Below are 24,483 nucleotides of genomic sequence, written 5' to 3'. Positions count from 1 at the left end.
CCGAGATGGGTTGATCAGCTCAGCAGGTTGTCGAAGTCCCCGTCACGCACGCCAAGGATGAACGCCTCGATCTCTGCCGGCGTGTAGATCAGTGCCGGCCCTTCGGGGTCCCGGGAGTTGCGCATCGCGACTCCGCCGCCCGGGAGGGCGGCACATTCCACGCAATTACCGTTCGGCCCGCTACGGCCACTCTTCTGCCATGTCACGCCGTGCAACTGTCCGGCGGCCATGCCGTTAACAATGTGGCTCATCCGAAGCTCCCTCAGTTCCTCTCCGATCGGCGATCGATCAGAGCCGTTCGTATCACAGTGCTTCCACCAGGAGACGTAGCGTGCAAATGCACGTGCATCTGGCCTTGCGAAATCCCATGATTGTGAGCATGATAACGCACGTACCATGTCGAAAGTGTGTCACTGAGGGTGACATCTTTGCGTGACCACTCGGTTGCGCACCGGGCTCCCTGGCGGGGGCGGTCCGAAGCGGAGGCTTGACCATGTCGGTTCCCAACATCGGTCCCGAGCACCCTGACCCCAATGACCCCCACGCCCTGGACGCCGCCCGGAAAGGGAACCCGCCGCTCATGCACCGTGACGAAGCGCCCACCGACGACGTGCAAGCCGCGTCGACGCGCGCCAGCACCGTGACGCATCGGTTCGGGGGCGTGCGCTATGCGCTCAGCCGGCCCGCCAACCCGCCCGCGCCGGACACGGAGGACGGTGAGCCCGATGCGGGTGAGTGACGCCGTCCGCTGCGCACGACGACACCGGGTGGCCGGCCCCTGGTCGGCGTCCGCCCCGATCATCCGAGAGGGGCGTCTGCACCGCGGAGTGCCCCGCGGAGCGGTGCGCCGGTTCGCCGAGACCGACTACTGCTACGGCGTCGGGCCGCTGACGTTGCTGGTGCGTCACGTGCAGTGGGACAAGCCGGTCCCGATCGACGGAGACCTCTGGCTTGAAGTGGAAGGCGTGGTCATCGACCCGGCTGGGCGCACCGGAGCGCACCGTCAGGTCCTGGTGCGCGCTGGGCAGTTGCCGGCGCCGCCGCCACCGAAACGGCCGCGCTTGCGGCCCTGAGGACCCCGGCCGGGCGGTCGGGCTCCCCCGTGCCAGGCCGCCCGGCCGGCCTCCAAGGAGGCAAGCGTGTCAGGGCTTGCGGGCCACCCCGGCCCAGTAGTACGCGGCCTGCGGATCCGCCACCGGCTCCCGGGGACGCCAGGCGGACACCGGGACCAAGCCCGGCTCCAGCATCTCCCAGTCGCCGAAGAAGCGGCGCACCTGCTCCTGCGGGCGCGCCACCAACGTCATGCCCGCACCGGTGGCGGCGGTGACCGCCTGCGACACCTCGCCGGGATTGAAATCGGCGGTCGGATGGGTGATCGCCAGGAGGCTGCCGGACGGCATTCCGTCGCGCAGTTCGGCGACCAGAGACCACGGATCCTCCGCATCGGACAGCAGCATCAGGATCGCGATCAAGGTGAGGCCGACGGGCTTCGTCAGGTCGAGGGTGGCGGTCAGCACCGGCTCGTGCAGGATCGACGACGGGTCGCGCAGATCACCCGCGACATACTCGCTGCGCCCCTGGCCGGTGCTCACCATCAAGGCGCGCGCGTGCACCAGCACCAGCGGGTCGTTGTCCACATAGACGACGCGGGTGTCCGGGGCCACGGACTGGGCAACCTCGTGCAGGTTCGGGCGGGTGGGGATGCCCGTACCGATGTCGAGGAACTGCCGGATGCCCTCGGCGGCGACCAGGTCCTCGGCCGCTCGATGGACGAACTTGCGGTTCTCACCGGCCATGTAGCGCATGCCCGGAATGGCCTTCGCCATCGCGTCGCCCACGGCGCGGTCCACGGCGAAGTTGTCCTTGCCGCCGAGCCAGTAGTCATAGATCCGAGCGGAGTGGGGCACGGTCATGTTCGCCCCGGGATGCACGGCCTCGGCCGACGTCGGAACGTCACCGTCTGGCTGCACGACCGCCTCCTGTCCCTCGACCGCTCGACGGGTGGGGGTCCGTCGCTGACGCCCAGCCTAGTCTTCAGCCCAGACGAGGAACCGCCATCCCTCAAGCGGCGGATGCCCCATCGCGGTACAGGTGGCGAGCCTCCGGGATGGCGGAGATCACCCGATCGCGGCCGGCCCGCTTGGCCGCGTACAGGTTCCGGTCCGCTATGGACAGCAGGTCGGCCTGAGTCGGCGCGGGCGCGCTGTACAGGTCGGCGGCGCCGACGCTGACCGTGACCGGCAGGCCGCGGGTGATGCCGTTCCACTCGTATCCACCCACCGCCCGGCGGATGCCGTCCAGGCGTACCGTGGCCACACCCAGGGTGGCGCCCGGGAGCACCATGAGGAACTCCTCGCCGCCCAGCCGAGCCACGAAGCCGTCCGGCGCCACCGCGGTGAGCTCGGTCTCCAGCACCTTCGCCACCTGGACCAGCACCTGGTCTCCGACGTCGTGGGATAGCTGATCGTTGATGCGCTTGAAGTGGTCCAGGTCGACGATGGCCACCGTCAAGGACTCGGAGGCGTCGAGGAGCCGGGGCAGTTCCTCATCCACGAAACGACGATTGCGCAGGCCGGTCAACGGATCGCGGCGCGCCTGCTCGCGGAAGCGCTCCGCCTCCCGCAACGCCTCGTCCGCCTCGAACATCGCCTGCCGGGTCCGCGCCTGAGCCTCCCGCTGCTGCGACTGCAACCGCTTGAACGAGGCGAAGAAGACCTTGTGTGCGGCGAACGCTTCGGCGAACTCGCCGCGTGCGGCGTGCAACTCGGCCTGCTCCTGCTGCACCCGGACCAGCACGTCGCCCAGGTCGCGTTCCAGACACAGTGCGCGAGACCGGTCCAGGCTCTGCTGCGCCCGGTCGGTGGCACCCAGACCACGCTGCGCCTGCGCGAGGGTCAGCAGGTATTCCGGCAGGGCGTCGGCGTCCTCGTACCGGCCCTCGCCGTACCGTGCGATGCCGATCTGCAGGGTGCGCTCCGCCTCGGCGAAGTGCCCGTTCTCGATCTGGATCGACCCGATGGTGTCCAGCGCGTTCGGCTCCAACTGGTGCCCGTGCCGGGCGGCGAGCGCCTGCAACCGCGAGGCGACCTCCTCGGCACCCTCGTGCGCGCCGGCCGAATATTCGCAGTACGCCCAGTTGTTCAGCAGCATGATCAACAGGTCGGGCTGGTCGAGTTCGTAGGCCAGACCTTCCGCCTGTGCGTACCGCTGCCGCGCGGCCTCCAGCGAGTTGTTCAGGCCCAGCGCGTCGGCGAGCTTGGTGCGATGCCAGATCTGCATGTGCGGGGTGGCCTGATCGTCCAGCAGCTCCACGGCCAGCACGGAATGCTCCAGGCACTGCGCCGCGTCACCCAGGTGCCGATGGATGTTGGCCCACACCAGGTGCGTACGAGCCTGCAAGCGCCGCGCGTCGTGGTCGATCGCCCACTGATGGATCTTGCTGATCTGACGCGCGGCGGTGGCGACGTCTCCGGACCGCATCCACATGTTCGCCTGGCACAGCCGGGCACGCGCGGCGAGCATCTCGTCACCGAGCCGCAAGGCCTGCTGCTCGATGACGACCGCGCGGTCGAGTGAGGCAACGGCGTCCCAGACGACGGCGTCCTCGATTTCGAGCAGGGCAACGGACAGTTGCTCGGCGTCGTCCACCGGATCTTCCATCGGCTACCCCTCCCACTCACCGCACTCCATCGACACCCGGCGGCTCGGTGTGAGAAAACTGCGGGATCCCGTCGCGGGTAATGCTCTCCGTCTCGGCACGCTAGCTCTGAGTAAGCATCTCGCATCAAGAATCGCACACGTGATCCATATTGCACCGGCCGGAGGGGGTCGGATTGCGGACGGAACGGTGTCACCAGCACGTAGCGGGCACGAAGCCGCCACCCTGCCCCACCCCCGCACGCCCACCCCCATCCCTCGCGCGTCGGCCCCCGCCCGCCGTCCCCGTGCCCCGCCCCACCCCGCTCGTCGCCCTCGCCCGCCGCCCTCGTCCGTCGTCCGTCGTCCGCCGCCCCTCGCCCGCCGTCCCCGTTCGCCGCCCGTCGTCCGTCGTCCGCCGCCCGTCGTCCGTCGTCCGCCGCCCCTCGCCCCCGTCCGTCGTCCCCGTTCGCCGATCTAGGACATCCTGTGCCGGATTCACCCCGCCAAGCCCGACTTATCCGACCGTAAAGCTCAAGATCGACGGGCTGGGGTGCGGCCTGTGTGCCGATCATGGAGTTTGTGGTCCGGCACCTCAGGCATAAGGTGACATATCGACCACCGAATCTCCAAGATCGTCGCGTGGGACTGGGTGGCCCCTCGGGGCGGCGCGGGAGCGGGCGGGGCGGTGGGAGAGGCGGGGTGGGAGCGGGCCGGGTGGGAGCGGGCCGGGTGGGAGCGGGCCGGGTGGGAGCGGGCGGGGCGGGAGCGGGCGGGGCACGGAGACGGCGGGCGGGGGCCGATGCGCAAGGGGTGGGGTGCGTGAGGTTCCGGCTGCTTGGCGGTGCCGCACGGCTATCGTGGTCTGATGGTTGCCTCCGGTGCCGAGCTGGGCCTGCGCGAGCGGAAGATGGGCCTGCGCGAGCGGAAGAAGGCCGCGACCCGGCAGGCGCTCCACGAGTCTGCGCTGCGTCTTGCCATGGAGCATGGTCCGGACCGCGTCACCGTGGAGGCGATCGCGGACGCCGCCGGGGTCAGCCGACGTACCTTTTCCAACTATTTTGCGAACAAGGATGAGGCGCTGCTGCACGGCGAGCATCAGCGGATGCGGGCGCTGCTCGACATTGTGCGTAGCCGGCCCGCGCACGAGACGCCCTGGCAGGCTCTGACTGCGGCGGCCGAGGAGTTCTATCTGCACGTCGGCGATCTCGACCCGGAATGGGTGGCCGGCAACCGCATGGTGCGTAGCCAGCCGTCGCTGATCGCGACTCAGTTGCGCACCTTCGCGACCTGGGAACGTGAACTCGCCGCCGCGGTGACCGCACGGTCGGCCGACGACGATCCGCTGCGGGTGCGCGCGCGGCTGACCGCCGCGACATTCCTGATGGCGATGCGTGTCTCGCTGGACCTGTGGCTCGACCGGCCGGCGGACGTCACCCTTGCCGAACTGGTCCGCGCGGCGCTCGCCGAGGCGGGTCGAGGCTTCGCCTGAGAAGCCGGGCGGCCTGGGCTCAGCGCGTCGCCAGGCCGTCGATCAGCAGCGTGAGTTGCCGGCGCCAGGCCTGTGGGTCGTCGGTGCGGTGCAGCACGCCCGCGTTGGCCATCATCAGCAGCCCGAGATCGCCGAGGGTGAAGTCGACCCGCAGTCGTCCGGCGCGCTGGGCGCGCAGGATGACCTCCGTGGCACGGCGCTGCGAGGTGGTCCGCAACTGCGTCAGCCGCTCGTCGTCGATGCCCTCCACCCCGCCGAGCAGCTCCGACAGTCCGCGGTTGGTGGCCTGCAACTCGCAGAGTCGCGTCACGTACCGGAGAAACCCGGTCCACGGGTCCGGCTCCTGCAGGGCGTGCTCCGCGAGTTCCAGATGCTTGGCCTTCTGGTCGGCGAAGACCGCGGCGATCAGATCTTTGCGTGTCGGGAAGCGGCGGTAGAGGGTGGCATTGCCGACGCCCGCCCGGCGGGCGATCTCGTCGAGTGAAGCGTCCAGCCCCTGCTCACCGAACACTTCGCGGGCGGCGGTCAGCAGCGCCGCCCGGTTGCGTTCGGCGTCCGCGCGCAGTCGTGCTCCGGCCATGGCGACAGCGTACCGACCGTAACGGGGACGTCTCCCCATTTCGGTGCTAGGGTCTGACGCGAATTTTCGGTCGAATTTAGGGAGACCGCACATGCGTAGCACAACGGTCGACATCTCGACGCCGGACGGCACCGCCGACGCGTACCTGATCCTGCCGGAGGGTGCCGGCCCGAACCCCGCCGTGCTCCTCTTCATGGACGCCTTCGGCCTGCGCCCCCGCCTGGAGGAGATGGCCGGGCGGATCGCCGACCGGGGGTACGCGGTGCTCGTGCCGAATCTCTTCTACCGCGCGGGCCGGGCACCGCTGGTCGATCTGTCCGGCATCGACGACCCGGAGCGGCGCGGCACCATCTTCCAGAAGATCATGCCCCAGATTCAGGCACTGGACACCGCCGCCATCGTGCGTGACGCCGGCGCGTACCTCGACTACCTGCAGGGACTGCCGGACGTGGCCGACGGGCCGGTCGCCGCGGTCGGCTACTGCATGGGCGGCACCAACGCGCTCAAGGCGATGGAGGCGTACCCGGACCGGATCGCCACGCTGGCCAGCTTCCACGCCGGGCGGGTCGTCGGTGACGCGCCGGACAGCCCGCATCGCGCGGTGGGGCAGATCACCGGCGAGGTGTACTTCGCGCATGCGGACAACGACTCCTCGATGACCCCGGAGCACATCGCCGCCCTGGAGTCGGCGCTGCGCGAGGCCGGGGTGACGCACACCTCGGAGGTCTACGAGGGCGCCCCGCACGGCTTCACCATGTCCGACACGGCCTCCCACCACGAGGCCGGCGAGCAGCGTCACTGGGAACGGCTGTTCGAGTTGCTGGACCGGCGCATGCCGGTGCGGGCCGGCTGACACCCGGCCGGTCGGGCTCAGGTCCGGCGCCCTCCTGCCGATAGGCGAACTTGAGAACCATCGCCCGCACGCCGCCGAGGAGGGCCCCATGTTCGCCGGTCGCGGTACGTTCGCGTACCCCTGGCGTCGCCGCCGTCGTCCCGGCCCGGACGACGGCGGTTCGATGCCGCTCGCCCTTCTCGTCACGCTCGTCGGCGTGACCCTCAGCGCCGGCCTGTCGGTCCTGGTGGTCGGCCAGATCAAGGACAGCCAGCGGGCCGCCGACCGGGTGGCCGCGGTGGCCGCCGCGCAGGCCGGACTGGACGCCGGACTGGCCAAGATCCGCGCCGCGGCGGTCGGCGTGACCGGGGTGCTCAACAAGCTGCCGCGGTGCGACCAGCGGATCAACGCGTCGGCGGCCTCCGGTCAGCCGGACTACTCGACCACCATCGGATACTTCCTGGTGGATCCGTCCGGCATGGTCAACACCCTCGGCCCGCTCGGCGAGCTGACCAACCTCAACCAGCTCACCGCCGGAACGCCGGTGAACACCCTGCTGAGGTCGCTGGGCACCAACAAGAAGGCGGACGTCCCGGCGATCAACGACGCGGTGCAGAGCGCGGTCGCCTGCAACGACGGCATCCTCCAGCAGGTGCCGCTGTTCGGCCTGCTCCGCTCCACCGGCACGGCCGGAACGGCGAGCCGTACGCTCTACGCCACCTACACCTTCCGGACCACGCAGGAAACCATCCCCGGCGGCCGGGTCGTCATCGCCGGAACCAACGGGACGCTGTGCGTCGGCGACAAGGAAGGTCCCGGCGTCGGCCACTACGTCTGGGCGGTGCCCTGTGACAGCGACGAGGACCAGGTCAAGTTCGTCTACCCGCGGAACCTGAGCCTGTCCCTGTCCAAGTCGCGCACCACCAAGGGGGCCGGCACCCCGTACGGGCTGTGCATCACCGCCCCCAAAACCCCGGCGAACGGCGCCGCGGTCACCTTCCAGGCGTGCACCGCGTCGGCCAGCCCGCGGCAGCAGTGGAGCTACGAGGTCAACGCCCAGACGTACTGGTCGACCTCGGACGGCACCAACCGCAACGGATTCTGCCTGAGCCAGGAGAGCCCCGGCGCGGTCTACACCCAGATCGTGTTGCAGAGCGGCGGCTTCTGCGGGCGGGCCGGAGTCACCGGGCGGGCGTTCGTGCCGGACGCCTCGGCCGGCGCCGGCGCGGCCGGCGTGGGGACCGGCCAACTGGTGAACTACGCCGAATACGGCCGCTGCCTCGACCTGACCAACGAGGACCCGCTGGGTCGCTGGTTCCTCGACCGGGGCAAGGCGCCCGCGCTGATCACGTACCCGTGCAAGCAGACCTTCACCGGAGACGTCTACTGGAACCACAAGTGGACCGGCCCGGCCATCCCGGCGGGCGACTACCGGGCCACCGGGCAGATCTACACGGTCCCGACCAACGGCGCCTACACCGGCCAGACGTGGTGCTTGCAGAGCCCCGGCATCAACGGCGGATACGTCTGGGTGGATCGCTGCTCGGTCGGCGGTCAGGACCTGCAGTGGACCGTGTACGCCGACGCGCCGCTGTTCGCCGACTCGTACCAGGTGGTGGACGCGTACGGGCACTGCCTGGAAGCGGCCGGGTCGCTGGGTCTGGCGTACCAGTACTCGGGGTGGAGCGAGGCGATCGCGACGGACTGCGACGGCTCCGGCATTCAGAAGTGGAACGCGCCGCGCAGCCTCAACCCCGGACCGCTGAGCGGCATTCAGGAGCGCTGAGCGGCATCCAGGAACGCTGAGCGGTTGACAAGGTTCACTGGTCGTACAGGCCCGGAAAGAACCGGTCCACCGCGACCAGGTCGTACACCTGGCGCACCTCGGTGATCCGTCCGTGCGCCACGGTGAGGAACTCCGCCATCCGTGCGGTGCCGAACGGCGCCACCATGTCGTAGACGAGCGCCACACCGTCCGGCGCCGGGGCCCGGGAGACCACTTCCACCGTGTCGGCGAAGACCGCGATGCGGTGCAGTGTCTGCACCAGTTCCTCGTCGTCGACCGGGGCGTCCAGGTTCCATTCCACCTCGACGTCCGCGGCCAGCACCCGGCGCACACCGCCGCGGTCGTCGGCGATCCACGACCCGACGTAGAAGTCGACCACCCCCATGCGGTGCTTCGCGGCGGGCATCAGGCGGTCGCCCCGAACGGCACGGTGCCCGGCGACGGCATCGGCTCCGGCGGGGCGGCGAGACCCAGCAGGGCGGCCGACGCCTGTGCGGCCCGCCGCCCGGCCAGCCCATCGCCGTACGGGTTGCCGCCGGCGGTCATCGCGTCGCGCCGCACCGGGCTGTCCAACAGATCGTCGGCGTGCGCGACGATCTGCGCCGTCTCGCACGGGACCAGCCGGGCACACCCCGCGTGCAGCGCCTCCGGCAGGTCGTCGCTCCACCGCAGGCTCAGCACCGGTACGCCGAACGACGGCGCCAGCGGCACCAGGTCGCCGACGTCGCTGACCAGCAGGGACGCCTCGCTCACCAGGCGGCACAGGTCGGCATGCGACAGGGCGGTCAGCACGGTGACCCGGTCGAGGTCGCCCAGCAGCCGACCGGCATGCTCGCGCGCCGCCGGACCGGGCGGCCGTAGCATCACGACTTCCATGTCCGTACGCCGCTGGACCAACGCCCGGACGGCGGTCAGGACGCCCTCCAACGCCGCGCCACGGGTCTGTGGATGACGGGCGACGACGAGCATCAGTGGACGCGCCGGACCGCTCCGCGCGGTGGCCACCGCGGACGTCTCGTACCGCAGCCTGCGACCGGCCACGGCGACCGCCGCGTCCACCGCCGTGCTGCCGGTGACCAGCACGTCGCCGGCCGGCACGCGTTCGTCGAGCAGGTTCATGGCGGCGTTCGGCGTAGCGGTCAGATGGATCGTGGTCACCTGGGCGGCGAGCCGCCGGTCGGCGTCATCCGCAAGCGTGTCCGCCAGATCCGCGCGGCGCTCCCCGGCGTCGAGTTGCACCACCGGGACGCGTCGCCAGTGCGCGGCGAGCGCCGCCGCCAGGCCGGTCGGGGCGGCCTCCCCGGCCAGGGCCCGGCCGGGCACGATGACGGCCGCCGGGGTGCGTGTCGCCCACAACGCGTCGAGCCGCTGCATCATGACACCGCGTGGATCGGCGTCGACCGAAACCGGCGCGGGCGGCGGCACCCGTACGTCCGGCGACAGGCCGAAGGCGGCAAGCACTCGCCGGGTGGCCGCGAGCCGGCGGCCGCAGATCACCAGAACCGGTTCGAGCAGGCCGGCGTCGCGCAGGGCAACGGCCACCGGAGCGAGCAGCATCGCCTCCCACGGTGTGCCGCCGACGAGGTGCACTTCTCTGGGCGGCATGGAACTCTCCGAGACGCGGCCGGGCCGGTGATGATCACCCAGCGTGCTCATCGCCGACGACAACAGGGATTCAGTGACGCTAAGTAGCTGTCGTCGCGAAGATCAAGGGCGCTGGGCCTGTCCGCCCGGCGAATCTGGCTGAACGGGCGAGCCCAGACCACGCACCAGGGCGGAGACCGGGAGGCATCCGGCGGCAGTCGTGCCGGGGCCGGCGGAGTTGCGTGGACCTGCGATGATCAGGTTCTACAGGAGGGGGCGAGCGGCATGGGCGGGTTCGTCGACGCGGTGCTCAGCTTCCCCACGATCGTCTTCACCCCGCTGCTCGTCGTGGTCGTCGGCTACTGGATCGTGGTGATCGTCGGTGGCGCCGACCCGGATGCCGACATCGACACCGACGCCCTCGGCTTCGCCGGCCTGGCCGGTGTGCCCGTGCCGGTGGTGGTGTCCCTGCTCGTGGCGTTCGCCTGGTTCGGCAGCCTGGCAGGCACCCAGTTACTGCCCGTCGCCGGCTGGCTCGTGCTGCTCGCCGCGCTGGTCGCGGCCTGGCTGCTGACCAGGCTCGCGCTGACCGGCCTCAAACGGGTCTGGCCCACCGGCACCGCGCCGTCGCGCGCCGACTTCATCGGCCTGACCTGCGTGATTCGCACGGGCCGGGTGACCGATGCCTTCGGTCAGGCCGAGGTGCACGCCCGGGACGGCTCGTCCGCCCTGGTGCAGGTCCGCCAGGCCGGCCACGACGATCTGGGCGCGGGGACCGTGGCACTGCTCTACGACGTCGACCCGGACGGGGAGTTCTTCTGGGTCGTGCCGGCCGACGTGGCCCTGCGTCCGGACACGCCGCCGTCGTCGTCGTGACGGCTGCTTCGTCGACTTCTCTCTCATTCACCACCGGCTCAACCCCACAAAGGACCATTGATGGACGTCATCTCCACCGGGCTCGGCATCCTCATTGCCGTCATCGTTCTCATCGCTCTCGGCGTGTTGTTCGTCGTGAGCCGCCTGTTCCGCAAGGTCGAGCAGGGCAAGGCGCTGATCATCTCCAAGGTCCGCCGCGTGGACGTGACATTCACCGGCGCCGTCGTGCTGCCGGTGCTGCACAAGGCCGAGACGATGGACATCTCGGTGAAGACGATCGAGATCACGCGTACCGGCCGTGAGGGTCTGATCTGCAAGGACAACATCCGGGCGGACATCCGCATCACGTTCTTCGTGCGGGTCAACAAGACCGTCGAGGACGTCATCAAGGTGGCGCAGGCGATCGGCACCGACCGGGCCAGCAACGAGGCGACGCTGCAGGAGTTGTTCAACGCCAAGTTCTCCGAGGCGTTGAAGACGGTCGGCAAGCAGCTCGACTTCGTCGATCTCTACACCCGGCGCAACGACTTCCGCGACCAGATCGTCGCGGTGATCGGCACGGACCTCAACGGCTACAGCCTGGAGGACGCGGCGATCGACTTCTTGGAGCAGACGCCGCTGCACTCGCTGGATCCGAAGAACATCCTGGACGCGCAGGGCATCCGGAAGATCACCGAGCTGACCGCGATCGAGGCGGTGCGCACCAACGACTACCGGCGCAACGAGGAGAAGGAGATCACCCGGCAGGACGTGGACGCCCGCGAGGCGATCCTCGAACTGCAGCGCCGGCAGGCCGACGCGGAGATCAAGCAGCAGCGCGAGATCGAGACCATGCGGGCGCGGGAGAGCGCCGAGATCGAGACGGTGCAGGCGCAGGAGCGGCTGCGGGCGCACGGTGCGGCATTGCGCACGGATGAGCAACTGGGCGTCCAGCGGGAGAACCAGGCCCGCGAGATCGCGGTGGCGGAGAAGAACCGCGAGCGGGTCATCGCGATCGAGACCGAGCGCATCGAGAAGGACCGGATGCTGGAGGTGGTCGGCCGGGACCGGGAGGTGGAGCTGTCCACGATCGCCAAGGACAAGGAGGTCGAGGGCGAGCGCCGGGCGATGGCCGAGGTGACGCGGGAGCGCATCGCGGTGGAGAAGACGGTCGCCGAGCAGGAGGAGAACATCAAGCGCCTGCGGATGGTGGAGGAAGCCGAGCGCACCCGCCAGGCGACCATCATCGCGGCCGAGGCGCAGGCGCAGGAGGGCCTGGTCAAGGACATCAAGGCGGCCGAGGCGGCGGAGGCCGCAGCGGCGCACAAGGCTCGCGAGACGGCGGCCCTGGCCGAGGCCCGGCAGCAGGCCGCGGAGCTGGACGCGCGCGCCAAGATCAGGCTGGCCGAGGGCATGCAGGCGGAATCCGCGGCGGCCGGGCTGGCGCAGGTGCAGGTGGACGAGCGCAGCGCCGAGGCGGTGGAGAAGGTGGGCCGCGCCGAGGCCGCGGTGGACCGGGAGAAGGCGCTGGCCGCCGCCGAGGGCATGCGGGAGAAGCTGCGCAGCGAAGCCGAGGGGCTGACCGAGAAGGCTGCCGCGATGGCCGCGCTGGACGAGGCGTCCCGCGAGCACGAGGAGTACCGGCTGCGGTTGGAGGCGGAGAAGGAGATCCGGTTGGCCGGCATCGACGTGCACCGGCAGGTCGCGGAGGCGCAGGCGAGCGTGGTGTCGACGGGCCTGTCCAAGGCGAACATCGACATCGTCGGCGGGGACAGCGTCTTCTTCGACAAGCTGATGGGTTCGATCGCGCTGGGCAAGAGCGTGGACGGGTTCGTCGCCAACTCGACCGTGGCAGGCGGTCTCGCGCAGCCCTATCTGGACGGCAGCGCTTCGCTGCCGCAGGACCTGGGCAAGCTGCTGGGCGCGGTGAGCACCTCGGACGTCAGCAACCTGACCCTCTCGGCGTACCTGCTGCAGCAGATCAAGGGCGCGTCCGGTAAGGAGGACGCGGACCGCCTGCGCGAACTGCTCGCCATGGTGGATGCGATGGGGCTGGGTGAGAAGAAGCTGGCGATCAACGGCACCGGGAAGTGACCGCCACGCTCGACGCGGGCACATACGAGGTTCTGCGAGCCCGGCTCGGCGAGCAGTGTGCCGAGCTGGCCCGCCGGGCCGGTGCGCTCAACGAACGGCGCGTCACCACCTTCGGCAGCACCGAGCTGCGTCTGATCGGCACCGAGCGGATCCGCACCGAGAACAACTGCGTGCCCCGGGACGTGGCCCAGGTCGGCGGCGCGATGCTGTTCGGCTACAACGTCTTCATCGGCCTGCGCTCGCAGACGTCGGTGGACGACGTGTTCGCGGTGCACGGCTTCGCCCGTGACGGCGACGCCTTCCGGTTCGACCCGGCGGCCGACGTGCGGGGGCTGCTGGACGATTCCGGTTTCCAGCGCGACTTCGCCGAGCTGTACCGCTACTACCGCGAAGCGAAGCTGCTGCAACTGCGCCGCCTGGAAGGTCTGCTGCTGGCGGTGTTCCAGACCGGACCGCGCGCCGACGATCTGCGGGTGCTGCGCTGGAAGGTCGACGCGACCGGCCAGGTGAGCTATGTGGACGCCCGCGGCGAGCGGGACCACGTGTTCCCGACGGCGCACGACTTCGAGTGGGTGGAGACCACCCGGGAACAGCACGTGCAGGGGCGGCATCCGCACATCTCCATCGAGGACGAGGTCTTCGTCGAGACGGTCGGCGGCACGCTGACCGTCAAGGTGGAGAACAACACCGCGGACGGTGCGGGGGTCTATGCCGAGCCGGTGGACGAGCCGCTGCAAAGCCTGGCCGATGCCGACGTCCGGTACGCGCGGATCGGCTCGCTGATCCTGCTACGCATCCGGCCGTACAAGGAGGAAGCCTGGCGCCACCTGGTGTTCAACATCCGGACGAAGGAGGTGGTGCGCCTCGACGGGATCGGTCAGGCATGCCACCGCCTGCCGGAGGACCACGGCATCATCTTCCCCGGCGGGTACTACCTGTCCACCGGCGTCACGAAGACGTTCGACGCGAACGTGTCCGACCTGGAGTTCGAGCGGTCACTGCGCTCGGTCAACGGCGAGGACGTCATGTTCGTGTTCCACGCCCGCGCGGACGGCCGTTACCTGCTGCTGAACTACAACCTGATCCGCAAGGAGGTGGCCAGCCCGATCGTCTGTCACGGCTACTCGCTGTTCGACGACGGCACCCTGGTGGTGTTCCGGGCCACCTCCGACGAGCCGTCCCGGGTGCATCCGATGCAGGTCTGGCAGACGCCGTACGTGTCGGACACGTACGCGGCGTCCCTGCCGGCCGGCACCGGGCCACTGGAGCGGATCGGCAACGCCGAGCTGGTCCGCGGCATCTCCGAATGCCTGTCCGTGTCCCGGATGGCCGACGAGATGACCCCGTCCGGCGCGGTGTACGAGGCCATGGTCGCCGCCTGCACGCGGATCTTCGACCACTACCACTGGCTGGGCGAATCGGAGCTCGGCGATCTGCGCGCCCCGCTGGTCGACGTGCGGGCCACCGCGGCACAGGTGCTGGAGGAATTCGAGACCGTCCAGTCGCTGACCGCGCAGGCCGCGGCCGCGGTGGACGAGACGGCCGAGGCGGTCGGCTCGCTGATCCGGCGGACCCGCGGCGAGACCCCGACCGACGCGGATGCGTGGATCCGTCGGCTGGCCGCGCTGCGGCACGCCCAGGGTCGGGTGGTCACGTTGCGGGACATGCGCTACGTCGACACCGCACGGCTCGACGACTTGGCCGGTTCGCTGGACTCCGAACTGGACGATGCCGGCCGGGGTGCGGTGGCGTTCCTCCAGCAACCCGACTCGCTGGCCGGATACCTGACCGAGGTGGAGGCACTGGCGGACCGGGCACGTGCGGTGCAGACGGTGGCCGCGGCCGAGCCGGTGGAGCGGCACATCGCCGAACAGTCCGACGGGCTGCAGGCGGTCACCGAGATCGTCGGCGGGTTGGACATCGCGGACGCCACCGTCCGGGTCACCATCCTGGAACGCCTGGGCGAGGTGGTCGGCGGGCTGAACCGTGCGCGGGCGACCCTGGACGCTCGCCGCCGGGAGCTCGCCGCCACCGAGGGCCGGGCCGCGTTCGCCGCCGAGTTCGCCCTGCTCGGACAGTCGATCACCGGCGCGCTCGCGGTGGCCGACACCCCGCAGGCGTGCGATGACCAACTCGGGCGCCTGATGCTTCAGGTGGAGTCCCTGGAATCCCGTTTCGGGGACTTCGACGACTTCCTGGACCGGCTCACCGGCAAGCGTGCGGAGATCTCGGAAGCGTTCGCCGCCCGCCGCCAGTCACTGCTCGACGAGCGTGCGCGCCGCGCGGACCGGCTGGTCGCCTCCGCGGACCGGATCCTCACCAGCGTCCGGCGGCGGGTCGCCACGATCGACGAGATCGAGGAGGTCAACACCTACTTCGCCACCGATCCGATGGTGGCGAAACTGCGGTCGGTCGCGGCCGAACTGCGTGAGCTCGGCGACGGCGTACGGGCCGAGGAGCTGGACGGGCGGATCAAGTCGGCGCGGCAGGAAGCCGGCCGGTCCCTGCGCGACCGTCACGACCTGTACGCCGACGGCGGGCACACCATCCGGCTCGGCCGCCACGCGTTCGCGGTGAACACGCAGCCGATCGAGCTGACCATGGTGCCCGACGGCGACCGGCTGGCGTTCGCGGTCACCGGCACCGACTACCGCGCCCCCGTCGCCGACGAGACGTTCGCGTCCACCGCGGAGTTCTGGGACCGGCCGCTGATCTCGGAGAGCCCGGCGGTGTACCGCGCCGAGCACCTGGCCGCCGCGTTGTTCGCCGCGGACCCGGACGGCTGCCGGTCGGCGTTCACCGATGGCACGCTGCGTGACCTGGTGCGGCGCGGTGCCGAGGCGCGCTTCGACGAGGGACATGAGCGGGGCGTGCACGACGCCGACGCCACCCTGATCCTGGGTGCGCTACTGCGCCTGGAGGCGGGCGCCGGACTGCTGCGGTACCGCCCTACGGTACGCGCCGGGGCGCAACTGTTCTGGGCGTTCGGGGCCCCGGCGGACCAGCGGGCGACCTGGACGTTGCGTGCCGGGTCGCTGGTGCGGGCGCGGGACACGTTCGGCTCGGCCGGAGCCGCGATGGTCGCGTTGCGTGCCGAACTGGGCGACGCGGCCGGGGCGTACCTAACCGGCCTCGGCGTCCCCGCGGACCCGGCGATCGGCGACTACCTGGTGGACGAGTTGGCAGTGCCGCAAGCCGGGTTCGTCACGAGCGCGGCAGTACGCACCTTCCTGGACCGGTTCCACCGGGCACTCGGCGGGGCGCAGGCACCCGCGGCCCGGCAGTACGCGGACGACCTGCGCGCGCTGGACGCCGATCCGGCGGCGCGACGCCAACTGGTCGAGGCGTGGCTGTCCGCCTTCCGGGCGGCGCATCCCTCGGCGGGCGAGGCGGAAGATCTCGTGGAGGCGGTCGCGGTCGAGATGACCGGGACCGGACTCGACCGGTACGACTCGTCGGCCGCGTTGACCACGACCGTCGAGGGACTGCTCGGCGTGCACCCGCGGATCACCGAGGGACGGATGAGCGTACGGCTGGACGAGTTGCTGACCCGGACCGGTCGTTTCCGCGACGTCGAGGTCCCGGCGTACCGGGAATATCAGCGTCGTCGCGCGGCGCTGGTAGCGGCCGAACGGTCCCGGCTGCGGCTGGACGAATACCGCCCGGCGGTGATGGACGCCTTCGTGCGTAACCGGCTGCTGGACGAGGTCTATCTGCCGCTGATCGGCGACAACCTGGCACGGCAGTTGGGTGCCACCGGCGACGCCAAGCGCACCGATCAGTCCGGGCTGCTGCTGCTCATCTCGCCGCCCGGGTACGGCAAGACGACGCTGATGGAATACGTCGCGAACCGGCTGGGGCTGGTCTTCGTCAAGGTGAACGGGCCGGCGCTGGGACACCGTGTGACGTCCCTCGACCCGGCCGAGGCGCCGGATGCCACCGCGCGGCAGGAGGTGGAGAAGATCTCCTTCGCCCTGCGGATGGGCAACAACGTGCTGCTCTATCTGGACGACATCCAGCACACCTCACCCGAGTTGCTGCAGAAGTTCATCTCGTTGTGCGACACCCAGCGCCGGATGGAGGGCGTCTGGGAGGGCTCAACCCGCACGTACGACCTGCGGGGCAAGCGGTTCGCCGTGTGCATGGCCGGCAACCCGTACACCGAGACCGGGCAGCGTTTCCGGGTGCCGGACATGCTCGCCAACCGCGCGGACGTGTGGAACCTGGGTGACGTCCTGGCCGGGCGGGAGGACCTGTTCGAGCTCTCCTACCTGGAGAACGCGCTCACCTCCAACCCGGTGCTCGCACCGCTGTCCGCCCGCGACCGGGAGGACGTGCCGCTGTTGATCCGCCTGGCCGAGGGCGACGAGTCGGTGCGCCCGGACCGTCTCGGGCACGCGTACTCGGCCGTCGAGCTGGAGCAGATCCTGTCCGTGCTGCGCAAGATGCGTCACGTGCAGCGGGTCGTGCTGCGCAACAACAGGGCGTACATCGCGTCGGCGGGACAGTCGGACGCGGCGCGCACCGAGCCGCCGTTCCGGTTGCAGGGCTCCTACCGCAACATGAACAAGCTGGCCGAGCGCATCGTGCCGGTGATGAACGACGCCGAGTTGGAAACCCTGATCGACGATCACTATCTCGGCGAGGCGCAGACGCTGACCAGCGGCGCCGAGGCCAACCTGTTGAAGCTGGCGGAGCTGCGCGGGCGGCTCGGCGCGGAGCAGGCGCAACGGTGGGACGAGGTGAAGGCGGCGTTCCGGCGGGAACAGGCGCTCGGCGGCGCGGACGGCGACCCGATAGTCCGGGCGGTCGGCGCGGTGGGGTTGCTCGCGGACCGGGTGTCCGGCATCGAGACGGCGATCACCCGGTTGGCCGGTGGCGGTCACTGAGCGGAACCGCAGCACAGCGACGGGACGGCTACTCGGGTGGGGACTGGCGCAGCAGGGTGGGGTTGTCGCGCAGCAGCGCGGCGAGACGCTTGGCCGCCTTCTCGGTCTGTTCGCTGTCCACCTCCAGCGGGATCGGCTCACGCAGCGGTTGCGGCATGCCGCCCCGCTGCGTCCCGCCGCCCTCGGCGCGCTCGGCCGCCGACGGCTCCTCCGGCGCCCAGTGGTGTTCCGGCTGGATGCGCGGGGGCTGGGGAGGGACCTCGGGCGGTGGCGTGGCCGCGAACGGGTGCGGGTCCGGCTGCGCGGACGCGGGCTGGGCCGACATCGGCTGGGCAGACATCGGCTGGGCGGAGGTCGGCTGCGACGGGTACGCGTCGGTGTCGTATCCGGTGCCCGGGTCGTATCGATCCCGGTCGTCGAAGCTGAGCCGGCGCGTGGGATCCGCGGAGCCGTCCCTCTGGTCGTATCCGCCCGGCGCGTCGTATCCGCCGGGCGGGGCGGAGTACGCCGGAGGCGCGGAGTATGCCGGAGGCGCGGAGTGCGCGGGCGGCGCCGAGTAGGGCTCGTCCGGGGAATCTTCCAGATCGATGTCGAAGTCGGCACGCCGGCCCGAGTCGGGCTCCGCCTCGGGTGCCTGGGCGGCGACGGAATTGTCCGCGTTGACGTGCACCACGCCGTCCTGGACGTAGAAGTGCAGCAGTGTGGGCTCGCCCACACCCTCGACGCCGACGGTCACCTCCAGCCGTGGGTTGCGGCCGACAACACCCGCAATGGCCTCGACCAGCTCGTTCACCGCCGGCAGCGCGCCGGTCGCCTCGCCGGCGGCGCGGCGGCGAAGTTCATCGCGGCGCGCCAGCTTGTCGAGCGCGTCGTCCAGTCCGCCTCGCACGTCACCCGTCCTCCCGTCAGGAAGTCACTTTTACCACTGTGCCCGTTCAAACGGCGATAGGGAACCGTGATGCAAGCGATGCGACGCACACCCTACGACGATCGCATCTTGATCGCGCGGTCGAGTGCCTGATCGAGCACGACCAGCAGCGCATCCCTTACGGAGCCCCGAAATCGAGCGTCGAACGACAGCACCGGCACCTCGTCTCGCACCGCCAGCGCCCACCGTACTTCGTCCAGGCTGTATCCGAGTTGACCATTGAAGGTATTGATGCCGACCACGAACGGCAGGCCGGCCCGTTCGAAGTAGTCGACGGCCGGATAGCAGTCGTCGATCCGGTTGGTGTCCACCACGACCAGCGCGCCCAGCGCCCCACGAATCAGGTCGTCCCACATGAAGGCGAAACGCGCCTGACCGGGTGTGCCGAACAGGTACAGCTTCAGCGTGTGGTCGATGGTCACGCAGCCGAAGTCCATCGCGATCGTGGTGGTGGTCTTGGCCGAATCCGGTCCCGGATCGTCCACGCCGACCGATTCCATGGTCATCTCGGCTTCGGTGGTCAGCGGTGAGATCTCCGAAATCGCGCCGACCGTCGTGGTTTTGCCCACCCCGAAGCCGCCGGCCACGATGATTTTGACCGGCACCGGGGGCTTGTTCTGCTTGCGCTCGTTCGGCACTCGTGCGGTGCCGACGATGCGGTCAGTTGATGGATCGAAGTCCACGGATCACTCGCATGATGGTCTCGGGGTCGGGGAACTCGCTGTCCAACACGTGCACGTCGAGCTGGCCGCAGGCGCGCAGGTCGCTGACCAGGATCCGCGCGACGCCCAGGTGTAATTTCAGCAATGCGGAGATCTCGGCCACCGAATGCGGTTCGATACACAGCGCGACGATGGCCCGCTGTTCCGGTGGCAGCCGCGCCGGGCGGGCATCCGGATGCACGGTGACCTGGGTCTCCATGCCGATGTCGGGATCGACGCCGTCCACCCGCCCGGAGGTGATGACGAACGGCCGCAGACCACTGATGTGACCGTCCGGCACCTGGTCGTCCGGCCCCGCCGGCGGCTGCGGGCGGTACGCCGCCGCTCCGGACCGGTGCAGGAACGGCCGGACGCCGGGCGTGGCCGGGCGTCCCGGTTCGTCGGAGCCAGCCGGCGGCGTCATTGCTGAACGGCGTTCTTCAATTCAGCGATGAGGCGGGGGCTGAGCGCGCCACCGGCCCGGGTGGCGAACAGTGTCATCTCGTACGCGAGGGTGCCGAGGTTCGCCGAGCGGTCGGCGATCACCCCCAGCACGGAACCGGCGCTGATCGCGGTGACCAGGAGATAGCCGTCCTGCATGTCGATGATGACCCGGTTGAGGCTGCCCAGCCGGTACCAGTTCGCCGCGCCGCCGGCCAGGCTGGTGAGCCCGGAGACGACCGCGGCGAGCCGCTCGGCGTTCGGCCGGTCCTTGATCGCGGACATCGCCATCAGCAGCCCGTCCGAGGACACGGCGATGGCTTCGACCACGCCGGCGGTGCCGGAGGTGAAGGAGTCCAGCAGCCAGTTGAAGGTCTTCGCCTCGGCGCTCAGTTGCGACTGCGCGAAGTCGCGGCCGTTGCCGGTTTCCGTGCTGTAGGGGGATGTCATCGCGGTTGTCCCTCGTGTTGTGGCTGAGTTTCATTCAGTGCCAGCGCGACCCCGTACTCGAACTGTTCGATCAGATCGCGGGCCGCGTCCGGGTCCAGAGGCTGCGCGGGTGTGGCCGGGGTTTCGGCCGCCCGCGGCTCGCTGACCGGAAGGGTGGCGCCCGGCACGCGGCGCGCGAGCGGTGGATGGCCGGCGGACGGCGGGGACGACATGTCGGTCTCGATGACGTCCCACTGCGCCCGCGACACGCCTGCCTCGAAGGCCTCGAACGCCTCCCGGGCGGCCTGGGCGTCGTCCGCCGACGGTGGTGCGGAGGGGAGTTTCGCCCCGGACTCGGCCGGCAACTGGCTACCCGGCACGCGGCGGCGCAGCTTCGGTGCCCCGTCCGGGGGGCGGTCGGCGTTCGCCGGGCTGCCGGCCCACGGCGCCTCCATGACCACCGGCCGCTCGGTCTCCGCGTACAGGCCCGATGTGGGGTGGGCGACCGGGAGTTCCGGCAGGGCGGCCGGCACGCGACCGGCGACCGGCGTGCCGTCGTCCCAGCGCGGACGCTGCTGCGCCGCCGGTTCCGGTGCTGGGGCGGCCGGTTGCGGTGCCTGGTATGCCTCCGGGGTGCGCGGGTCGTAGACCGGTTCGGCCTCGTACACCGGTCCCGGCACCAGCTCCGGCGCGGTGGTGGCCGGCTGGAAGGCGTTCCAGGACTGCGCGGCCTGCAAGGTCAGCGTGGCGCGGCTGAGCATCTCGGCGTCGAAGGGTTGCGCGCTGCCGGGCACCGAGCGTACCGACGCCCCGGCCAGCAGGGGCACGAATTCGCTCGCGTGATGGCTGGTCACGGTCGCTTGAAGCGGCGCGGGGGAGGCCATCGGGTCGGCCCGCTGGATCAGGTGTTGCGGGCCCAGGTCCACGAGGGCGGTGACGCCGCCCTCCGCTGTGTCGGTCAGGGTCACCTCGATGCCGTGCCGTCGCGCCAGGCGGCCCACGACGAACAGGCCGAGCACCTCGCTGGGGGCCAGGTCGAGTCGTTCCCGGCGGGTCAGCCGGGCGTTCTCCTCGGCCAGGCGTTCCGGCGCCAGGCCGAGCCCGTGGTCGGCCACCGCCAGGCGGGCACCGCCGCGCAGCTCCGAGGCCGAGACGGTGACCTGGGTGTGCGGCGGGGAGAACGACGTCGCGTTCTCCATCAACTCGGCGAGCAGCAGGGTGAGGTCGGCGACCAGGGCGGGCACCACGACCAGGTCCTCGGGCACCTCGACATCGACCCGCGTGTAGTCCTCGATCTCGCCGAGGGCCAGGCGCACCACGTCGGACAGCGGGAGCGGTGCCATGTGCTCGTTGGCGCCCGCACCACCGGAGAGCACCACGAGGCTGGAGGCGTTGCGGCCCAGACGCGACGACATGTGGTCCAGCCGGTACAGCTCGCGCAGCCGCTCGCTGTCGGTCTCCTTGCGCTCCAGGTTGTCGATCAGCGCCAGTTGCCGGCCGACCAGGTTCTGGGTGCGCCGCCCGACGTGGGCGAACATCTGCGCGACGTTGCGTCGGCCGACCACCTGGCGTTCCACCAGCCGGGCGGCGGTGGTCTGCACCCGGTCGAACGCGCGGGCCAGATCGCCGATCTCGTCGCCGGCTTGGATGTCCACCGGATCCAGATGAATCGGCCGGGCCGCTTCGACGTCGTCGTCGGCGACCCGTTCCAGCTCCGTCTCGGCCTCTCGCGCGATCCGGTCGGCCGAGACGGTGAGCCGGCGCAGCGGCCGGGCGACCGCGCGGGCCATGAACAGGCTCAGCCCGATCACGATCAACAGCAGCAGGAGCGAGCCGCCACCGATCAGCGTGGCGGTGCGCAGGGCGCTGTTGCGGTTGTCGGTGACGGCCCGGTTCACATCCGCCGCCACACGCTTTTCCACGAAGCCGCCGAGCACGATCACCGAGCGCAGAGACGGGAAGAGCGTGGTGACGTTCAGCAGTTTGACCGCGGCGTCCGGGTCCACCGCCGCCTGGCTCAGGAACCGGTCGCCGACGCGTGCCGCGAACGCCTCCTGGGCGCCGAGGTACAGCTTGTACTGCGTGTCGGTGAAGTACGGCTCGCCGTTTCCGATGATCAGCTGTAGCTGGACCAGGGTCGCGGAGAACAACCCCACGAAGCCTGCCTGCTTGGTCACCACGGCGCCGGTGAGGTAACCCGACGCCTGGCTGATCATGTCGTCGCTGAGCAGCGCCTGTTCGAGCGCGTACACCTGACGGCCCACGGCCGTGGTGAGGTCGGCGCCGCCGGCCAGGCCGATCTGCTTGATGATCGGCGTGATGATCGCGGTGAAGTCGCTGACGATCAGGTCTGGGCGGATCGAGCGGTTGAGCACGCTCTGCCGGGTGTTGTTGAGTTTGGCGGCGTCCGCGATCGCCCGCCGCAAGCCCTCGGACAACGGCTGATCACCCACGGTCAGATTGCTGATGGCGTCCTGCGCCTTCGCGCTCTGCACCACCAGCTCGGGCTGCTGGATCAGGCCGAACAGATAGCCGACCGACAGGAGGCGTTCCTCCTGCAACTCCTGCACCGCGGAACCGACCCGGGTGGCCAGTCGCACCGTGTCGGAGACGTCTTGCGCGTCCTGCGCGGCCTGGATGCGGTTGACCACGATCGGCACGCTCAACGCGACCACGCCGAGCAGCGGTACGAGTACGAGCAGGGCGAGTTTGCCCAGGATGCGGAATTTACCGAAGAGCACCGGACCGCTCCCGCCGCGTCGGGTCGCCGAAGGACGGCACGGTGTCCAGCGACGAACCGCCGTATCCGCGATCGGCGCTCGGGGTCATGTCCCGCATGTCGCGGGTCGTCTCTCCGGGCACCCGGTCCGGTGGCGCCGGGCGGCGGCGCATGGCCGTGGTCATCCAGACCGCGACGGCGACGAGCACCAGCAGCACCGCGACGGACCCGGCGACCATGATCTCGACACGTCGCAGGTTCAGCGCGTCCATGCGGTCTTCGAGCAGGCTGCCCATCTCGCGCAGGGTGACGCCGGCCAGCCCGGTCAGTGAGGTCTGCAACTGGGTCTGTGCGGTCGCCATGGTGGAGGCGTCCGGCGTGCCGCCCGGGTTCGCGCCCCGGGTCAGTGACTCCACGCCCCGGCGGAACGAGTCCAGCGTGCTCACCAGGTTGCCGCTGAGCGTGGTGCTGTCGGTGTCGTCGACCGCCGCCTGCAGGTTGTCCGTCAGGCTGTCGACCGAGGTGTTGACCTGCTGCACCTCGGCACCGAACTGGGGCGCCAGGACGGCCTTCTGCTTGGCCGACGCGCCTGCCACCAGCATGCTGAGGTCGCCCATCCGGCTCACGTGCACGACCGCGCCCGGCAGGTCGACGGCCATCGCCTGCTGCAGGTGGGAGATGTCGTTGTACGGGTCGCGGACCAACGCGGAGTTGTTGCGCACGGTGTTGTAGAGCGCCAGGGCGAGGTCGGTGACCTCCACATGTGCGGTGAAGACCGTGACCGGGTCACCCGACACCCCGGCCAGTCGGCTGATCTTGTCGCGGAGGCCGGTCCACCGCTCGTGCGTGCGCAGCGCGTCGCCGAGCTGCTGATCGATCTCGTTGACCCGGCCCACCGCGTCGCTGAGCGCCGCCGGCGGTGCTGAGACGCCGGACAGCGCCGAGGACTCGGCCTCCGCCAGGCCGCTGATCAGGGGATTCAACGCCGTGAGGTATTGCACGCCCTGCTGTTCGAGCTGAGTGCTGTCCCGCTCATCGGCGGTGTCCGTCCAGACCCACAGGAACAGGACGCCCACCGGCACGAGCACCAGGACCGTGAGAACAGCCGCGAGCGCCGTGCGTAACCGGGACGGGCGGTTGTCCACCGAGACTGCCATTGCTCATTCCTCCGCCAAGCTGCGCGCGCGTCAGGCAAGTGTGGTGGCTACCCTGAGTAGTCGGGTGACTCACCAATCCGAGTCAACCTATCCGAGAAATAATCATGCGACCCCTTTCCAAGGGTCAGAGTTGGCTCATCTGATCGGGGGATACGCCGAACGCCCGGACGCGAGGTATCAGGGTCTGAGCTGGGCATGGCTAGCACATGGCGGTTCCGGAATATCGAGCGCAGAAATGATCATTTCGGTCGGCGAACGAAGCAGCAAATGACGCACATCGATATTTAGCTTTTAGTAATTGAATGAAAGCGAAGCGTCATATTGTTACGGCGCGTGTGTAAACGGACACGCTGTCCGTCG

At 70.2% G+C, this 24,483-nt stretch carries 20 protein-coding genes; 8 read left to right on the top strand and 12 right to left on the bottom strand.

Features of this window, described 5'->3' with window-relative positions; genetic code table 11:
- Positions 1-14: 14 nt before the first annotated feature.
- Complete coding sequence (locus IEY73_RS22510; RefSeq protein WP_189081275.1) at positions 15-251, bottom strand: DUF397 domain-containing protein; 237 nt, start codon at positions 249-251, stop codon at positions 15-17.
- Positions 252-580: 329 nt separating this feature from the next.
- On the opposite strand from IEY73_RS22510, the gene IEY73_RS33290 reads away from it, so the two are divergent.
- Together IEY73_RS33290 and IEY73_RS22500 are read left to right on the top strand one after the other, a co-directional pair.
- On the top strand, positions 581-739 hold the full coding sequence (locus IEY73_RS33290) for a hypothetical protein (protein WP_194505939.1): 159 nt from the start codon (positions 581-583) through the stop codon (positions 737-739).
- A complete protein-coding gene (locus IEY73_RS22500) occupies positions 726-1,073 on the top strand; it encodes a hypothetical protein (protein WP_189081273.1) in 348 nt (115 codons plus the stop codon). Before IEY73_RS33290 ends, IEY73_RS22500 begins: the two co-directional genes overlap by 14 nt.
- Before the next feature lie 69 nt (positions 1,074-1,142).
- Here IEY73_RS22500 and IEY73_RS22495 read toward each other — a convergent pair whose 3' ends face one another.
- Complete coding sequence (locus IEY73_RS22495) at positions 1,143-1,913, bottom strand: SAM-dependent methyltransferase (protein ID WP_189081298.1); 771 nt, start codon at positions 1,911-1,913, stop codon at positions 1,143-1,145.
- Between the two features lie 148 nt (positions 1,914-2,061).
- Positions 2,062-3,660, bottom strand: a complete 1,599-nt coding sequence (locus IEY73_RS22490; protein WP_189081272.1) for a tetratricopeptide repeat-containing diguanylate cyclase — start codon at positions 3,658-3,660, stop codon at positions 2,062-2,064.
- 844 nt (positions 3,661-4,504) lie between these two features.
- Here IEY73_RS22490 and IEY73_RS22485 point away from each other — a divergent pair.
- Entirely contained in the window at positions 4,505-5,128 is a 624-nt protein-coding gene (locus tag IEY73_RS22485) for a TetR/AcrR family transcriptional regulator (protein ID WP_189081271.1), read from the top strand.
- A 19-nt stretch (positions 5,129-5,147) separates the two neighbouring features.
- On the opposite strand, the gene IEY73_RS22480 is transcribed toward IEY73_RS22485, so the two are convergent.
- On the bottom strand, positions 5,148-5,708 hold the full coding sequence (locus IEY73_RS22480; protein WP_189081270.1) for a TetR/AcrR family transcriptional regulator: 561 nt from the start codon (positions 5,706-5,708) through the stop codon (positions 5,148-5,150).
- A gap of 91 nt (positions 5,709-5,799) precedes the next feature.
- On the opposite strand from IEY73_RS22480, the gene IEY73_RS22475 reads away from it, so the two are divergent.
- Together IEY73_RS22475 and IEY73_RS22470 are read left to right on the top strand one after the other, a co-directional pair.
- A complete protein-coding gene (locus tag IEY73_RS22475; RefSeq protein WP_189081269.1) occupies positions 5,800-6,561 on the top strand; it encodes a dienelactone hydrolase family protein in 762 nt (253 codons plus the stop codon).
- Positions 6,562-6,649: 88 nt separating this feature from the next.
- Complete coding sequence (locus IEY73_RS22470) at positions 6,650-8,326, top strand: ricin-type beta-trefoil lectin domain protein (protein ID WP_189081268.1); 1,677 nt, start codon at positions 6,650-6,652, stop codon at positions 8,324-8,326.
- 34 nt (positions 8,327-8,360) lie between these two features.
- Here IEY73_RS22470 and IEY73_RS22465 read toward each other — a convergent pair whose 3' ends face one another.
- Positions 8,361-8,732, bottom strand: a complete 372-nt coding sequence (locus IEY73_RS22465; protein ID WP_229716048.1) for a hypothetical protein — start codon at positions 8,730-8,732, stop codon at positions 8,361-8,363.
- Positions 8,732-9,931, bottom strand: a complete 1,200-nt coding sequence (locus IEY73_RS22460; protein ID WP_189081267.1) for a UDP-N-acetylglucosamine 2-epimerase — start codon at positions 9,929-9,931, stop codon at positions 8,732-8,734. Before IEY73_RS22460 ends, IEY73_RS22465 begins: the two co-directional genes overlap by 1 nt.
- A gap of 264 nt (positions 9,932-10,195) precedes the next feature.
- On the opposite strand from IEY73_RS22460, the gene IEY73_RS22455 reads away from it, so the two are divergent.
- Genes IEY73_RS22455 through IEY73_RS22445 form a run of 3 tightly spaced genes read left to right on the top strand, consistent with a single transcriptional unit; the run spans position 10,196 to position 17,748 of the window.
- Complete coding sequence (locus IEY73_RS22455) at positions 10,196-10,786, top strand: OB-fold-containig protein (RefSeq protein ID WP_189081266.1); 591 nt, start codon at positions 10,196-10,198, stop codon at positions 10,784-10,786.
- 60 nt (positions 10,787-10,846) lie between these two features.
- Positions 10,847-12,859, top strand: coding sequence for a flotillin family protein (locus IEY73_RS22450; RefSeq protein ID WP_189081265.1), 2,013 nt, complete (start codon positions 10,847-10,849; stop codon positions 12,857-12,859).
- Entirely contained in the window at positions 12,856-17,748 is a 4,893-nt protein-coding gene (locus IEY73_RS22445; protein WP_189081264.1) for a DNA repair ATPase, read from the top strand. Before IEY73_RS22450 ends, IEY73_RS22445 begins: the two co-directional genes overlap by 4 nt.
- Positions 17,749-17,776: 28 nt before the next feature.
- Here the strand turns inward: IEY73_RS22445 and IEY73_RS22440 are convergent, their stop codons facing one another.
- The 6 genes from IEY73_RS22440 to IEY73_RS22415 form a co-directional block, all read right to left on the bottom strand.
- Positions 17,777-18,637 (bottom strand): hypothetical protein, encoded by an 861-nt coding sequence (locus tag IEY73_RS22440; RefSeq protein WP_189081263.1) that lies wholly within the window; start codon positions 18,635-18,637, stop codon positions 17,777-17,779.
- A 92-nt stretch (positions 18,638-18,729) separates the two neighbouring features.
- Positions 18,730-19,359 carry a GTP-binding protein gene (locus IEY73_RS22435; protein ID WP_189081262.1) on the bottom strand — a complete coding sequence of 210 codons (630 nt, stop codon included), beginning with the start codon at positions 19,357-19,359 and terminating at the stop codon, positions 18,730-18,732.
- Positions 19,337-19,801: a DUF742 domain-containing protein gene (locus IEY73_RS22430; protein WP_189081261.1), complete on the bottom strand. Its 465-nt coding sequence runs from the start codon at positions 19,799-19,801 to the stop codon at positions 19,337-19,339. Before IEY73_RS22430 ends, IEY73_RS22435 begins: the two co-directional genes overlap by 23 nt.
- Entirely contained in the window at positions 19,798-20,268 is a 471-nt protein-coding gene (locus tag IEY73_RS22425) for a roadblock/LC7 domain-containing protein (protein ID WP_189081260.1), read from the bottom strand. The genes IEY73_RS22430 and IEY73_RS22425 overlap by 4 nt, the downstream gene beginning before the upstream one ends.
- The gene (locus IEY73_RS22420; RefSeq protein WP_189081259.1) at positions 20,265-22,988 is read right to left on the bottom strand and encodes a sensor histidine kinase; all 2,724 of its coding nucleotides are present in this window, start codon (positions 22,986-22,988) and stop codon (positions 20,265-20,267) included. The genes IEY73_RS22425 and IEY73_RS22420 overlap by 4 nt, the downstream gene beginning before the upstream one ends.
- Positions 22,975-24,123 (bottom strand): hypothetical protein, encoded by a 1,149-nt coding sequence (locus tag IEY73_RS22415; RefSeq protein WP_189081258.1) that lies wholly within the window; start codon positions 24,121-24,123, stop codon positions 22,975-22,977. The genes IEY73_RS22420 and IEY73_RS22415 overlap by 14 nt, the downstream gene beginning before the upstream one ends.
- Positions 24,124-24,483 lie beyond the last annotated feature (360 nt).

This window comes from Mangrovihabitans endophyticus, from assembly GCF_014646155.1.
GTDB classification, from domain to species: domain Bacteria; phylum Actinomycetota; class Actinomycetes; order Mycobacteriales; family Micromonosporaceae; genus Actinoplanes; species Actinoplanes endophyticus.
Note: the sequence above shows the minus strand (reverse complement) of the source record. Positions and strands in the feature narration are given on the sequence as shown.